Raw genomic sequence first — 15361 nt, forward strand, 5'->3', positions numbered from 1 at the left:
TTGTTTGGATAGATAGAAAATATAGTATATTCTCTATCTATCTATTAAAATAATGTATAATCAAATCTTTTTCATCAATCCGATTAAGAGTTATTTTTTTACTATTTAAAATATAATTTCGAAAAGAGATAAATCTGTCTTTATTAGAACAATATATGTGATATGAATGAATTAAATCGAGAAATCTTTTTAAATTATGTTTCAGTTCTAATGATAATATTAGGAGAAAGTCAATATCAATAACGGTTAAAGGCCTTATATGAGATTTTTTCAGTGCTAAGAAATTGTCATTATCTATTCTTTGTTGAAAGAAGTCATTTAAAATATAATTTGTTCCATGTACTGAATAAAGTCTATCTTGAGTAATTAAGAAAGGATAAATTTCAATATTTTTTTCATTATATCCTTTGTCAAGTTTAAAATCTTGGAGTAGAATATCTTTTACATTTTTAATTATTTGAGGAATACCCTTTGTTTCATTTAGCCTAGTTTTAAAGAAATTTTCTATATCAGAAAAACTTTGAGAATTTCGAGTTGATTTATTCATTAATATATCTTTGTATTCAAATAAGAGTGCTCTTTTTTTATTCCTAACATAATAATCAGGTCGTCCATTGTCATTTAAATCATAAAAAGTTCTACCACTTATGTTTATATTTTTTGCATTAAATAGTAGCCTATTCATAACTTTATAGAACATATATTCTTCAGAAAATTCACTCTTAATTAATCTCTGTATATCTTTTTCTCCAGTCTTCTGGCTTATTTGTAGTAAGTTTATAAATAATCCATCATATATATTAAGAGTAAAAAAGTATCGAGATATAATTGAGTAATGATCGTTATTTAATTTTAGTACAGGATATTGTTTGTAGCATGTGAAATCATTTAAATCTTCAAGTTTTTTTTCTGCTTCAGATGGATTGTTTACATCAATACATATACTATCGAAATATGTAGATATACGATTAAATAGATTATCATGATTGACATAATCCCTTTTGTAAAGACTTATTTGTCCTTCTTTAAATTTATTCTCTTCATACACTCTTACAATCCTAAGATTCAATAGATGATCAAAAATAGATTCTATATTTTTTGATGCATAGAAAAGCTTAATTATATTACTTAATTGTGGCTTTTCTTTGATGAAATCATCTAGCATTAAAACTTTCATCTGTTGCGTCATTAAGATGTCATAAAAATTATAATCAGACAATCCCATTTGTAATAAATCACCAGCAAAACGAATTCTTGCATCTTTACACAATGGATTTTCAAATTCAGGAATACTCTTAAGCAGATTGTTTTTATATTTTTGGACCTGTTCTACTTGAGATAAATATGCTTTCAAAAAGTTTATATGATCATTTTCTGTTTTTACTTCTTTTTTCCCTGTTGGCAGAAGAATTATATCTTTTAGGAATAATAGAGCTGCTCTCGGTTCTATCAGAGTAAAGATTATGTCTGGATTATTTTGTAAATTACTAGTTTGCTTTAGCTTTTTTATTCTTTTGTCTATGTCCTGAAGTTGCTTACTATCAGGAAAATCTTGGAAAAACATTTTAAGGAAGTTAGTATACTCTAAAGAATAGGAGTCTTTATTATCTATTCCAATCAGGTGAAGTGTCATTAAAATCAAATCTACTTTATCTAATCCCTTTAAATACTCTTCAGTGGATAGTGGTTCCTCATCAAAAATATGATGAAATTCTATTGGGTATACTATATATTCCATATCAATTTATATAAATAACTAGTACTTTATCTTTTCCCTAAAGATAATAAAAAGCATCTGAAATATTATTAATATTAATCTATAGAACCTAGCTGTTTATCATTCATTGAAGAGTCCTTTTTTTGCCATTTATCTTTATCAGTAAGCTTATCTTTTCCTCCGAAATACTGATTGACAAATATTTTCACATCTGATTCCCGGTAATAGTTTCGCTTACAAATTGTTTTAAAAGGTAGTAATCCTAGATTGCGATATCGCTGTAATGTCCGGGGAGTAACCTTGAGAAAGAGGCACAAATCCTGATTATCGAATAGTCGCTCTTCCAGAGCATTATTGTTCTCTGTAACCAATAGCTTATCAACCTTCTCATCGATACGCTTGAGGAGTCTGGCTAAGCCTTTGATATTTGATTCGAATATTTCGTCATCTATCATCATAACCTTACTTTTTAGGTTTATTTCTTTTTCTGCGTTCGAGATATTGTTTGTGGCTATTGATCAGATCGTTTAAAGCTTCTTCTCCTGATTTGATCAAGCGTTCCTGAAGTATGCGTTTTATCTCGCCAATGGTGTAGTAAGTTTTTCCTGATAATACGGAATATGATATCAGGCTGTTGGATCGTAAACGTTGTAAAGTCCGTTCGCTGATTCGAAGGAAAGTACAGACCTCGTAACTGTCCACCCAAACTTCATCCAGCTCTTTTGATTGGTTAGGAACATCCCCTTCTTTTATATATCTCGCAATAGCATCAAGTTTATTGATCAACTCTTTATATGCATCTGAATCAAATGTTATAACTTCCATATTTTTACTTGTTGTTTGATACAAAAGTCTGATATTCCGATATATAATTACCCCAAGATGGGACAACTATTTCTGAAAATAGTTATAATGGATTGAGTGTTATATGTGTTTTTCTAATTAATACGATAGAGTAACTTAATTCAATCTTGGGAGCCTGGCTTATAAGGTGAAAAAAATTTTCCCTCAGCCTAAAACATAGCTTTTAAAGCTAAGCATAGATAAAAAAATAATACCCAAACTGGGGTTTAGCTTGGGTATTATTTTATCTATTTAGCTATATTTTTACATGCCTTATTATTTTTGAACTTGGTATCTAGTCTGTGCTACACCATTTATGAATGCCTGAGATTGAATTAAAGACCATTTCGATTCTTTCGCTTTATTCGGGAAAAGACGAATTCCATCTCCCAATAGAATAGGAATATAGGTAATTATCATTTCATCAATCCAATTCTGGTTTAAGAATAGGGAAACGATTTCTCCACCACCAACAAGCCAGATGTCTTTTCCTTCCCTTTTCTTTAATTCAGATATATTATCTTCGATATTATTGGTTATATAAATGATATCTTCTTTAGGAGTGTTTATGGCATTTCGTGTAATTATATAGGATGTTTTATTCTTATAAGGATATACTACATCCATATTAAGGATATCTCGATATGTACGTCCCCCTATAATTACTGTATCAATAGATTCGAAAAAATCTTTGTAACCATAATTTAGTTCCGGAGTAATTGGATAATCGGAAAGCCAATCCAGTTCCCCATCGGAACTAGCAATATATCCATCAATGGATGCTGCAATATATAATCTTATTTTTCTCATAGTCAAAATATTTTAAGATGTGCAATATACAAAAAAGAAGTGTGGAGCTTGCATTGTTCCGCTATGAGGTACTGGTATACCCGAAGGACGAAACAAGCAAGTCCACACTATACTTTCGCATAGCATGAACATTGCACATTTCGTCTCGTCCTTCCAAAAATTACCAGTTTCCACAGCGAGACGTTTACGTGAACGTTATGTTATATATGTCAAGAAGTATTCAGAATACTTCTGTTTTTCTTTTTACTAATACAAATATAAGCCATTCTTTCGATTCATTTATTGTCTAACCCATCCATTCTTTCGTCTAAATACTTAATCAATTTATCTAAAAACAAAGTGCGGCTCCCTTTTCGTTCCCGAATTTCAAGAAAAGTGTGATAGAAATCGCCTAAGTTGATATTGAATACCGTTTCTATATATTCTGCCAGTTCTTTTATATTTGTGTTGCCGTTATTAAAACATCCTGTACTATCCCAAGCATAAATTTGTTCAACAAGTTCTGCTTTTTTAGCTGTCCAGGTAAGTTTCGATTTAGGTAAGTTTAATAATTCGGGGATATTGTTCTCTAGTTGTTTGATATTAATTAATTTGTTGTTGATGTAAACAGTCAGCCTTTCATTAGCAATCATTTTTGCCACTTTGAAATCAAAACTTGTAGAGAATCGACTATCTCTTTCAAAGTAGAAACAATCTAAGATTAGCTGAATATCAGGTTTGCCCCTTAAAAAATAATACCGATCAAGGTGTGTACTCCCTGAGCGATAATATTGGTAAAAGTCTGCATTTGTATCGAAGAAGTATTTAATTCTGGCAAGCATTCCCTCCAGATAATTCTTCTTGTCAATATGACTACCTGTAGGCATTCTCATTTCAAGGTTATATATCTTTCGATGATAAATTAATATACTAAATAGTTGAGGCTTTGTTTCCTTAAAAAAAGTAATTTCTTCAGATTGAGATTCGAAAGAGTAATTTGATACGAAATCTTTTAATTTATCAAATGTAGACTCTAAAAGAGAAATAATATTGATAGATTTTTGGAAGATATTACTTTCTTCTCGTTCTATAAGCTGAATCTCTTTATTGATATTCTCTTTGATATTACGAATAAATTGTTCCATAGTATTTTATTCAATGTTGAATAATTTATATACCTTCGATCATAAAGAAAGGATATACCCTAATATATTTTTTCGCAGAATTATTTTTTTTAGGTCTAAAAATATACCCACTTTATTAGATTCTTAAATCATCTTATCTTTTACTAAGACGTATTAATTCTATTTTACAGCCCCTCTATCTTTAAACAAGAAATAGACTAAAGTGGTATATCACATACATAAGATGATATCGTTATTTAGGATTCATAACAATTAGAACAATTTACAGAATAAGAAACAGTTTAAAGGAATCTCTCTTTTATGTATTTCTAATATTATACTCCGTGTTACAGCTTCTTTAAATCCACGATGTGGATAGAATTGGTAAGTCGAGCCTGAATCTGTATACAGATAAATTAGTTTTCCTTTCGCATATTTTTCCAATTCGTTTAATAATAATGTACCTATTCCTTTTCCTTTAATATCGGGATCAACGGCGAAATAATTAATCTCTCCATCAGGGTTATTACTTTCTTTAAATTCTTTAAGCATTTGTATGTTAGCCTTATCGTAAACACTGGATGCATTTTTGTAGAACAGGTTTATAAAGAAGATAACTACTTTTATAAAAGCATTATAAAAGGCGGATGTGAAAATTTTGGGTTCATCTTTCATGTCAGCCAGTAAAACACCGACTAACCGGTCATCCATATAGGCTCCAATAGCTTTGGTAGCCTTCGTTATTTCTAAATACCAAAAATACTTACTATACAAATAAAGTTCGATCTTGTTTGTGGTATACCAGGATAAATGCATGCCTTCAATGGCAAATTTCCGGGCTCTGTTAAAATCCGGTTTCCTGAGTTGCTTGATTACAATGTTCATAATTATTCATTTTATTAATTTATACCATCTAATTATTGATTCTACGGCCTTCTTCCGCCTCCTTTACTGGTAAATTTACTATATATATTAACTGCATTCCATCTTATTTGTCTGAACTGACAAAAAGCGCATCTAAAGTGTGTTAGAGTCATTTAAGCTGTTTTTTTTGATGTGTGACAGCTATGTTTTTTCAGTATTCCATAGAAATTCGATTCAAAAATCAGTTCAGATCACTATATAACGGTTCAACCCTTAATAGTAACAATTCGATTTTTTTTCCTATTAACCCCATGATAGGATACCTTAATTTTGATGCGAAAAAAAATAAAACGATTATGCGAAAAAAACTTTATTTGATACTTGGAGTCTTGTTATTAGTCGGTTTGATCTTATTCAAGCTTTTCAATAATAAAGAAAACGCTGAAAAAGAAATACAGGCCGAAAAAGAATCGATTCCATTTGCAGTAGAAGCCATTGTAGTCAAAAAGTCTGATTTTACAAATACAGTTTCATATCCGGGAACCGTAGAAGTGTCGGGTATGGTCAATGTTGTTTCAGAGACCGACGGAAGAGTCGTAAAACTAAATATTCAAAATGGCAGTACGGTCAAGAAAGGCCAGGTGATCGCCATCCTGAATAATGACATGAAAATATCCTCTCATCAGATTCATCAGATTGATTATAAAAAAGCAAAGGAGGATTATCAACGCTATCTGGAACTACATAAAAAAAATAATGCAACAGGCGTAGAACTGGAAACCGCCCGGCATGCATTGGAAACTGCTGAAAAGCAATTACGAATATCTCAGTCGGAGTTGGATCGGGGTGTAATACATGCACCCGTCGGTGGAATTATAGCCGGAAAATCCGTGAATGCGGGAGATATTCTATCTCCGGGTAGTCCGATTGCAGTAATTGTTCCCCTGAATGAACTTGAAATCCGCTTTAATGTTCCGGAAAAAGAAATATCCCGGATTCAGAAAGGACAGCAGGTGAATTTTACAATAGACGCATATCCTCAACATATTTTTGTAGGGATTGTCTCCGCGATTATTCCCACAGCTAATCAGGCTAAGTCCTTTCCTATATTAATCAAAGTGAAGAATGACCAGCATGGTATTACTCTGATGGGCGGAATGACAGCTAATATTAAGACAGAAGATGCTCAGGCAGTTTCTACGCTTATTATTCCCCGAACCGCTATCCGCGACAATTACGTCTGGTTGGTACAAGAGGCAGGTAGGACTGTCCGCCGCACGATCAAAACAGGGCGAGAATTTGAAGATCAGGTTGAAATCCTATCAGGATTAGCGGCTGGAGACACTGTTGTGTTTAAAGGACAATCCAATATAAACGAAGGCCTTGTTTTAGAAAACTTAAAGATCGTAGATTATAAATCGGATACACAAAACCAAACGGGATCAAAATGAAAATTACAGAATTAGCAATTAAACGCCCCATATTATTTATCGTATTTTATCTTATCATTGCCGGTTTGGGTATTTTAGGATACAGCAAGCTGCGTTATGAGTTACTTCCTGAATTAGCTACCCCTGTGATTACAATTACTGCCGTCTATCCCGGAGGATCACCCTCGGAAATAGAAAATACAGTATCAAAAAAACTGGAAGATGCGATTGCCGGAGTCAATAGAATAAAAAAGGTAAGTACTTATTCAGCGGAAAACTCTTCAGTTATTTCGATTGAATTCATAGCCGATGCAGATCCTGAAAAAGCGATGCAGGATGTCCAGAGAGCTGTCAATAAAGTGCTTCCTGAGCTTCCTGCCGCAGTAAAATCTCCGACACTGGAAAGTTACAGTATAAATGCAGAACCTGTACTAAGGATCGGCACTACAGCCAATATACCGGAAGAGCAATTATATGAATTGCTGGATAAACAGATCAGGCAGGGGATTTCACAAATCAGGAATGTGGGACGGGTTACTCTTTTGGGTGGGTCTCCCCGGGAAGTAAAAGTATCGGTAAACCTGGAGAAACTGAAAGCATATGGTATCGGCATCGATGAACTGACCGAAGCCATTGGACGTAGTAATGTTGAAATACCTATCGGAGCAGTTAAATCTGCAGACGGAGAATTCGATGTACGTACAACCGGCAAAGTAAGGGATTTCGACCAGTTAAGGATGCAGCCTGTCAGGATACTCTCTGACGGTAGTATAATTTATGTAAAAGATGTTGCCGACATAAAAGAAGGCAAGAAAGATTTGTCAGTCGTGAACCGCGTAAACGGAGAGAATTCAATAGGTCTGCTTGTGGATAAACAGACTGGAGCTAATGCCGTAGAAGCCTCAGAACTGGTAAGAGTACATCTTACCAAGCTGGAATCACTATACAGCGATATCGGCTTAAAGTTTTCAGTTATTCAGGATTCTTCGGAGTTTACACTCAAAGCTGCTCATTCGGTATATTTCGACTTCTTCGTAGCAGTTGCTCTGGTGGCTTTAGTCATGCTCGTCTTCCTGCATAGTTTGCGCAATGCCGTAACAGTACTAATTGCGATACCCACGTCTTTACTTGTCGCCTTTATCATGATGTTTACCCTGGATTATTCATTGAATCTGATGACTTTGCTGGCCATGTCACTGGTGATAGGAATCCTTGTGGATGATTCAATCGTGGTATTGGAAAATATCTATCGCCATTTGGAAATGGGCTCCGACAGGATGAAAGCCTCACTGGACGGACGTACCGAGATTGGTTTTGCCGCCATGTCTATTACCCTGGTGGATGTGGTTGTCTTTCTCCCACTCGCTTTTGTACCGGGGCTGGTAGGTAGCCTGGTGAAGGAGTTCTCGTTGGTAATCGTTATTTCCACACTGTCCAGTTTAATGGTTTCTTTCACGCTTACCCCAATGATCTCTTCCCGTTTTTCAAAACTGACGCACCTGGATGGAAAAAGCATCTTTTCCAGATTTGCTCTTTTCTTTGAAAAACAAATTGAATCTTTGACAAGGTTGTATGAACGGGTTTTAGATTGGGCTTTAAAAAACAAATGGAAAACGATTGGTATTTGCGGTGCTTTTCTTATAGCATCTCTCAGTTTGATGTTTACCGGATATGTCGGTAGTGAATTTGTTCCGACTGCCGACAAAGGAGAGCTTTCCTTATTGATAACCGCACCTCCCGGAACACGGCTCAATGAGATGGACAGAATAGTTGAATCCATAGAAAAACGGATTGAAAAAGTACCTGAGGTAACAAAGCAGTTCACTTTGGTCGGTTATCAGAGCGACGGATTTAACGAAAACAAGGGCGGTAATGTTGCCAGCATAAATATTTCCTTAGTAGAGGCAAAAGACCGGAAAAAAAGCCTTTCTCAAATCAGCAGGGAATTAAAGCGGATTGCTTTATTAGAGTCCGGGGTAAAAGTCGATGTGTCCACAGTTGGATTATTCGGGACCAATGCCGCACCGATACAGCTTTTATTGTATGGACAGAACAGAGACTCCGTTATTTCTGCGGCACGACGGTTATTGGATGATGTAAGAAATGTCAATGGAATTGTGGCTCCAAAGCTGTCTGTGGAAGAATCAAAACCTTCACTTCAGGTAAATATTGACAGAAAGAAACTAGGTGATTTGGGCCTGACAGTTGAAGGAATCAGCAGTGCCTTGCGTATTGCGATAAATGGTTCCGATGATATGAAATTCAGTAAAGATGGCACAGATATAGATCTGAAAATCTCATTACGGGAGAAGGATAGGGCTAACATCTCCGATCTGGAAAATTTCCCGTTTGTCAACAGCTCGGGACAATCCGTATATTTAAAGCAATTTGCAGAAGTGAAACTCTCCACAGCACCTTCCGTGTTGGAAAGACGTAACAAGCAATCTTCCGTTATGCTGATGGCTAAAGTTACCGGCAGGCCGACAGGCGATGTCGGGGAAGACATCAAAGCCATGGTAAAAAGTAATCCTTTGCCATCTTCGGTGTTTCTTTCGTACGAAGGAGACCTGGATATGCAGGATGATGCTTTTGGAAGCCTTGCCGTTGCTTTGATCATGTCATTGATCCTGATTTATTTGATCATGGTTGCCCTGTATAACAATTGGGCTTACCCCTTTGTGGTACTGTTTTCCATACCTGTGGGAGCAGGAGGTTCCATTCTCGCTTTAGCACTGGCAGGGAGATCCATGAATATTTTTTCCATATTCGGATTGATCATGATGATGGGGCTTGTTGCAAAGAATGCAATCCTTTTAGTCGATAGGGCCAATGACAGGTTAGCCGAAGGTGAACCTTTGCATGAAGCATTGATCGATGCGGGAAAAACCCGGTTAAGACCGATTCTGATGACCACACTCGCGATGGTGATCGGGATGTTGCCACTCGCCCTGTCAAAGGGAGCCTCAGCTGAGATGATCAGCAGTCTGGCATGGGTGCTTATCGGAGGGCTTACGAGTTCCATGTTCCTTACATTGGTACTGGTTCCGGTAGTTCACTATGGCATTACAAAATTGATACAAAAAACAAGAAAAAGAAAAGGAAATGAGACGGAATAAAGCAATATTTATCATTCTTATACTCCTGTTTGGCAGTATACAGCTAAAAGCCCAAATGAATGCGGCGAAGGAAGATTTAGTCATCCCCTTATCTATAGAACAGGCTGTCGATTTAGGCTTATCCCAAAACAGGACGATCAAAGCCACGGAGCTATCGACATTGAAATCACAATATGCGACGAAGGAAATACAGGCAGACCGTTATCCCCAGGTTAATGCGACAACCTCTTATGTTCGGAATATCAAACCGACTGTTTTTTATTTTCCAAAAGTAGGGATTTCGCCTACGGGAGAACTGGCCGTTAACAACAACGAGATGATGAGCGTCAACGCATCATCGAAAAACCACTTTAATGGTATTATCGACCTTCATCTTCCCCTGTTCAATCCCGAACTGAATGAAGGTATAAAACTCTCCAAACTCAATACGGAACTGTCAAAAGCCAATAGGGAAGTTGCAAAATGGGAACTGGCTGATGAAATACGCAAAGCATATTATAATGTACTGTTGGCTGAACTCAATAAAGAACTGGTTGAGAGAGCCATTTCAAGAGCGGAGCAAACCTTGAGCGACACCCGGGTTCTATATAAAAATGGAGTCGTATTAGTCTCCGATACCCTGAATGTTTATATCAACGTACAAGGCCAAAAATCCAACTTATTTATGGTGGATAACCAGATTATACAGGCGATGAATTACCTGAAAGACTTAATGGGGATTTCCCTGGCCAGTGAATTGATACTAATTGATGCCATTGATGAAGACTACCTATCGGGACAAATATTGGCGGGACAATCTATTCCTTCCTTTTCAGACCGTCCGGATATCAGGCAGAATATATCCCATCAGAGCCTTGCAAAAAAACAGATTGATCTGGACAAAAGCAGAAGGCTGCCTTCCCTGGATTTTATCAGCCAATATCAGATACAGGCTCAATCGGATAACTTTAAGTTCCGTCAATATGATTGGCCCCAAAGCTTTTTTGTCGGTATACAGTTGAATATCCCGATTTTCAATGGATTTAAACATGACCGTAGAGCCAAACAGTCGTTTATAGCATTACAGGAATTAAAAATTGCAGAGGAACAACTAGCCAGCAGAGCTCTGCTGGAATATAAAAATGCAGACGGCGATTTTACGGCATCCTTTTCCAAAATACGTATAAACAAGGATATCGTTCAGGCAGCAGAAAAAAGCTTGGAGTTGGTCAATGAGCGTTATAAAAAAGGGATCGGTCGTTATCAGGATGTCCTTGACGGACAGTTTAATCTTATACAAGCCAATAACGCCTATAATAAAGCTGTTTATGATGCTTATATCGCATTAGCTGCTAAGAAAAAGGCACTTGGCATTATACGATAAACCGGAATCCTTCATTCAATAACTACCATAATAATAAAAAAATGACAAAAAGAAACGTAATACTATTAACAATTGCAGTATTTTCTTTTATAGCGTGTCAAAACGCCCAAAAACCTGAAAAGGAGAGCACGTTGAAACAAACTTTAAATTCAACAGACACGGTGTCAAATACCATAGCGGTGGATTTTACTTTAGCTAAAAATTACTTCGTAAATAACACTGTAACAAAATTGGAGAATCCTAAAATAGAAACACAGGAACAGTTTGATGAAATTTTTGGAACGGCAGCACACATGGGAAATGATGGAAAGCCTACCGTTATTGATTTTTCCAAGCAAAATGTATTGGCTGTTGTGCTACCGGAAACAGACAGGCAGACAGAAATTTATCCTGTAAGTTTACAGAAAGACGAAAAGGGTGAAATCTTATTGACCTATGAAGTAAAGGTTGGCCAAAAACAAACCTTTACTATAAGGCCAAATTTTGCTGTTGTTATTGACAAATCAGAAAAAGGTAATATCAGGTTAAATGAAATAAAACTGTTAAAATAATCTGTAACAAAAATAATATAACATGAAAAATTTATTTTTAATATTGATACTTTTGTTTATGTCATCATTGGCTTATGCCCAAGACATAACAGGTAAATGGTTGACAGAGGACAGTGAGGCTGTTGTAGAAACTTACCTGTCCGGGGATAAGCTCAATGGTAAAATTGTCTGGTTGAAGAATGCCAATGATGCGAATGGAAAATCGCTTATAGACCATGAGAATCCCGATAAATCCAAACGCACCAGAACACTTATCGGTCTGCTTATGTTAATGGATTTTAAACAGAATGACGGAAAATGGGAAGGCGGTAAAATTTATGATCCATCGGAAGGGAAAACTTATAAATGCAGTATCTGGCTGGAAAAAGGAAAACTGAAAGTCCGGGGGTATATCGGGATGTTCTATCAGACCCAGACGTGGACCCGAAAAACAGATGGATGATGTAATTGTCACCGCCTTATCACATCCGGGTCAATAATAATTTCTACATTCGTAACTGTTATGATATTAAAAAATATAGGATTTAAGTTCATCGGATATTTTATCATTGGAATAGTATTTTATCTGATTCTGCTTTTCATCAATCCATGGGATTATGAATTGACTCCCAGCGTATTTATCGAAATGTCAGGAGAATTATTCGTTACCTGGCTAGGGGTGATACTGATCATGGAGTCGGGATTTATTATTACAAAAAAACTGGATAAATATTTCCCCTGGCGCTCTTCGATAGTAAAGCGAATTTTAGTCCAGCTCTCTGTTCAAATCGTTTTGGTAAGCCTTATATTCTTTATCTTAAAATTGTTAATACCCTATCTGTTTACAGATACGACCGCATTCAGGCAATCTTTTGCAACAGGAGTTATTTTATCCCTGCTATTATCGACAATATTTACAGCCGGATCATTTTTTATACAATGGAATGAAGCTACAATCAGGGCTGCAAAATATGAAAAAAAGGTTGCCCAGACAGAACTTGAACATTTGAAAAGGCAAATAAATCCGCATTTCCTATTTAATAATTTCAGTACATTAGCCTCCCTGATTGAAGAAGATCCACAGTTGGCAGTCGAATATGTACAACGGCTGTCTATTATTTACCGCCATGTACTAAAAGATGAAGAGTTGCATATTGTTCCATTACATGATGAATTGGATTTTATCAACTCTTATCTCTTCCTTTATAAGATGAGATATCAGGAAAGCCTCATCGTAACGGTTGATATCCCCGAGGACCTCATGCAAAAAGGAATAGCTACGGCCACGATGCAATTATTAGTAGAAAATGCTATTAAGCACAATTCGATAAGCAGGCAAAATCCATTAAAGATAGAGATCTTCACCGAAGATAATTTTATCGTTATAAGAAATAATATCAATCCCATTATTAATCCTGTGGATAGTACCGGAATCGGTCTTCGCAATATATCCTATAGATATAATCTTCTAAGTAAGAAATCTATAAATATAGAACACAGTGAGCATACTTTCCTTGTTAAAGTTCCATTATTAGATTGATCAACATGATAAAAGCAGTAATTATAGAAGATGAACCGTTAACAGCCAATCGCCTGAAAAGGCTGGTAGGGAAGGTGCGGGAAGATATAGAAATAGTGGCTCTTTTACAAACAGTTAAAGAAACGCTGGAATGGTTAACCTCCAATGATGAGCCTGATCTGTATTTTATGGATATTCAGTTATCTGACGGTCTGAGTTTTGATATATTTTCGGCATTCAAAATCACAAAGCCCGTAATATTTACGACTGCTTATGATGAATATGCCATAAAAGCTTTTAAAGCCAATGGCATTGATTATTTACTCAAACCGATTGCCCTTGATGATATTGAAAAAAGTCTGGCCAGGTATAGACAATATCACCCTGTTTCTCCAGTCCCTGACATAGAGGATATCCTCTGGAAAGTATCCCAAAAGCAACCTGTGTATAAGGCTAATTTTCTGGTAGAATGGCGTGACCAGTTATTATCTGTTCCTGAAACAGATATAGCCTATTTCCACTTGTCAAACAAAATAACATACCTTGTTACGGCAGATAAAAAGTTCGTTATCTCATCTACTCTGGATTATCTGGAAAAAGAGATCAATCCTCATCTCTTTATTCGGATTAACCGCCAACTTATTGTTTCCAGGAAATGTATAAGAAATATACACGTGTACTTTGGAAATCGACTGAAGCTTTACTTGTTCCCGGCTCCGGAAGAGGAGGTGATTGTAAGCAGGGAGCGGGTGTCGGAAATTAAAATATGGTTAGATAGCTAAAATGCTATTTATATACCCTTTATCTCTGTTTAGATAATCTAAATATCATTTATGAATCCATTTTGTTTTCATTCGAAAATTCGAATGTATGTTATTGCTTTGTGCCTTTTTATAGGGTTATTATCCACTGATTGTTTTGCGCAGACTGACTCTATCAATGATAAACAGGTTAAAAATCCTGTTATTTATGAGATGGAGTTAGACAATGGAGGAATCGTGAAACAAAAGGGGGTAGGAAGCATTGCTTATAAAAATGCTTATTACCAAGGTATTCATCTAAGAATCGGTTGGAAACAATTAGGTACGAATGATAAATACAATCAGCTTTATAACAATCCAGTCTATGGAATAGGTTTGTATTTGGCGACATTGAATAAATCATCAATAGGCAATCCATATACTCTATATGGGTTTGTACAGGTGCCCCTAAAGCATGAACTGAATAGTAAATGGTCATACGATTACCGTATAGCCTTGGGTTTATCCGGAGATTTTAATCCGTTTGATAAAGTAAAGAACCCCACAAATAAGGTTATCGGCTCTGAACATAATGTTTACATTGGTTTCGGGTTCAGGGTACAATATAAACTGCATCCCAACTGGAAAATGGGAATGGGGTTGTCATTCCATCATTTTTCAAATGGTGCGCTGGCATTACCGAATAAAGGAATAAACCTCATGCCCTTATCCTTATCGCTGAGTTACCAGCCTCAGAAAGATATACCGGTTCACAAAAATCTTCCTATAAAATCCTATAGTAGAAAGTGGATGTATCATTTTAATTATGGAATGGGATTTAAGCAACTTCATGAAGACCTGAGCAAGCGATATCTTAAAATTTCTATTGGTTTTTATGCAAGCAGGCACATATCTCATAAATGGAGAATCGGTGGAGGCTTGGATATTTTTTATGCTGCATCCGGCAATAAAAAAGAGATTGCTGACGATAAAGCAGGAAGAATAAGTTCCATATTTTCCGGTGGCCCCTCTTTTTATCTTGTCCATATATTGAATGAACGCCTGATTCTGAATGGTAACATCGGCTGTTATATTCACAAACAGAACTTCAATGGAGAGATAAACAGATTCTTCCTGCGCGCGGGGATCAGGTATTATGTGTATAAGAATCTGAATACCGGCCTTTCAATCAAAGCCCATATGGGCAAAGCTGATTTTATAGAATGGTCATTAGGATATACGATTAACAAGTAGAAACTCTGCTTAAAGCACACAATCCGCTTTATTATGAAGATTAAAATAAATTTACGATGAGTTCCTGTCAAT

General features: G+C 35.9%; 14 protein-coding genes. 8 read left to right on the top strand and 6 right to left on the bottom strand.

Translation table 11 applies throughout. The features are described 5' to 3' along the window. Nucleotides 1-37: 37 nt before the first annotated feature. The 6 genes from E4T88_RS03970 to E4T88_RS03995 all read right to left on the bottom strand — a co-directional run bounded on the left by E4T88_RS03970 (nucleotide 38) and on the right by E4T88_RS03995 (nucleotide 5358). Nucleotides 38-1738 carry a hypothetical protein gene (locus tag E4T88_RS03970; RefSeq protein ID WP_135104164.1) on the bottom strand — a complete coding sequence of 567 codons (1701 nt, stop codon included), beginning with the start codon at nucleotides 1736-1738 and terminating at the stop codon, nucleotides 38-40. Between the two features lie 74 nt (nucleotides 1739-1812). Further along, nucleotides 1813-2175, bottom strand: a complete 363-nt coding sequence (locus tag E4T88_RS03975) for a helix-turn-helix domain-containing protein (protein WP_135104165.1) — start codon at nucleotides 2173-2175, stop codon at nucleotides 1813-1815. 4 nt (nucleotides 2176-2179) lie between these two features. After that, on the bottom strand, nucleotides 2180-2542 hold the full coding sequence (locus E4T88_RS03980; RefSeq protein WP_135104166.1) for a helix-turn-helix domain-containing protein: 363 nt from the start codon (nucleotides 2540-2542) through the stop codon (nucleotides 2180-2182). A gap of 294 nt (nucleotides 2543-2836) precedes the next feature. Next, complete coding sequence (locus E4T88_RS03985) at nucleotides 2837-3370, bottom strand: dihydrofolate reductase family protein (protein WP_135104167.1); 534 nt, start codon at nucleotides 3368-3370, stop codon at nucleotides 2837-2839. A gap of 275 nt (nucleotides 3371-3645) precedes the next feature. Further along, the gene (locus E4T88_RS03990) at nucleotides 3646-4494 is read right to left on the bottom strand and encodes an RteC domain-containing protein (protein WP_135104168.1); all 849 of its coding nucleotides are present in this window, start codon (nucleotides 4492-4494) and stop codon (nucleotides 3646-3648) included. 252 nt (nucleotides 4495-4746) lie between these two features. Beyond that, nucleotides 4747-5358 carry a GNAT family N-acetyltransferase gene (locus tag E4T88_RS03995; RefSeq protein WP_185146721.1) on the bottom strand — a complete coding sequence of 204 codons (612 nt, stop codon included), beginning with the start codon at nucleotides 5356-5358 and terminating at the stop codon, nucleotides 4747-4749. 335 nt (nucleotides 5359-5693) lie between these two features. On the opposite strand from E4T88_RS03995, the gene E4T88_RS04000 reads away from it, so the two are divergent. The 8 genes from E4T88_RS04000 to E4T88_RS04035 are packed head-to-tail and all read left to right on the top strand — an operon-like array spanning nucleotide 5694 to nucleotide 15289. Continuing rightward, complete coding sequence (locus E4T88_RS04000) at nucleotides 5694-6788, top strand: efflux RND transporter periplasmic adaptor subunit (RefSeq protein WP_167755422.1); 1095 nt, start codon at nucleotides 5694-5696, stop codon at nucleotides 6786-6788. Further along, entirely contained in the window at nucleotides 6785-9883 is a 3099-nt protein-coding gene (locus E4T88_RS04005) for an efflux RND transporter permease subunit (RefSeq protein WP_135104171.1), read from the top strand. The genes E4T88_RS04000 and E4T88_RS04005 overlap by 4 nt, the downstream gene beginning before the upstream one ends. Next, nucleotides 9870-11246 carry a TolC family protein gene (locus tag E4T88_RS04010; protein ID WP_135104172.1) on the top strand — a complete coding sequence of 459 codons (1377 nt, stop codon included), beginning with the start codon at nucleotides 9870-9872 and terminating at the stop codon, nucleotides 11244-11246. The genes E4T88_RS04005 and E4T88_RS04010 overlap by 14 nt, the downstream gene beginning before the upstream one ends. Before the next feature lie 41 nt (nucleotides 11247-11287). Continuing rightward, complete coding sequence (locus tag E4T88_RS04015; protein WP_135104173.1) at nucleotides 11288-11797, top strand: hypothetical protein; 510 nt, start codon at nucleotides 11288-11290, stop codon at nucleotides 11795-11797. A gap of 22 nt (nucleotides 11798-11819) precedes the next feature. After that, entirely contained in the window at nucleotides 11820-12239 is a 420-nt protein-coding gene (locus E4T88_RS04020) for a DUF2147 domain-containing protein (protein ID WP_135104174.1), read from the top strand. Between the two features lie 60 nt (nucleotides 12240-12299). Further along, complete coding sequence (locus E4T88_RS04025; RefSeq protein ID WP_135104175.1) at nucleotides 12300-13316, top strand: sensor histidine kinase; 1017 nt, start codon at nucleotides 12300-12302, stop codon at nucleotides 13314-13316. 5 nt (nucleotides 13317-13321) lie between these two features. Continuing rightward, nucleotides 13322-14077, top strand: a complete 756-nt coding sequence (locus E4T88_RS04030) for a LytR/AlgR family response regulator transcription factor (RefSeq protein WP_135104176.1) — start codon at nucleotides 13322-13324, stop codon at nucleotides 14075-14077. 51 nt (nucleotides 14078-14128) lie between these two features. Continuing rightward, nucleotides 14129-15289: an acyloxyacyl hydrolase gene (locus tag E4T88_RS04035; RefSeq protein WP_221411790.1), complete on the top strand. Its 1161-nt coding sequence runs from the start codon at nucleotides 14129-14131 to the stop codon at nucleotides 15287-15289. Nucleotides 15290-15361: the final 72 nt, after the last annotated feature.

The sequence above is a fragment of the Dysgonomonas mossii genome (assembly GCF_004569505.1).
Taxonomy (GTDB): Bacteria; Bacteroidota; Bacteroidia; order Bacteroidales; family Dysgonomonadaceae; genus Dysgonomonas.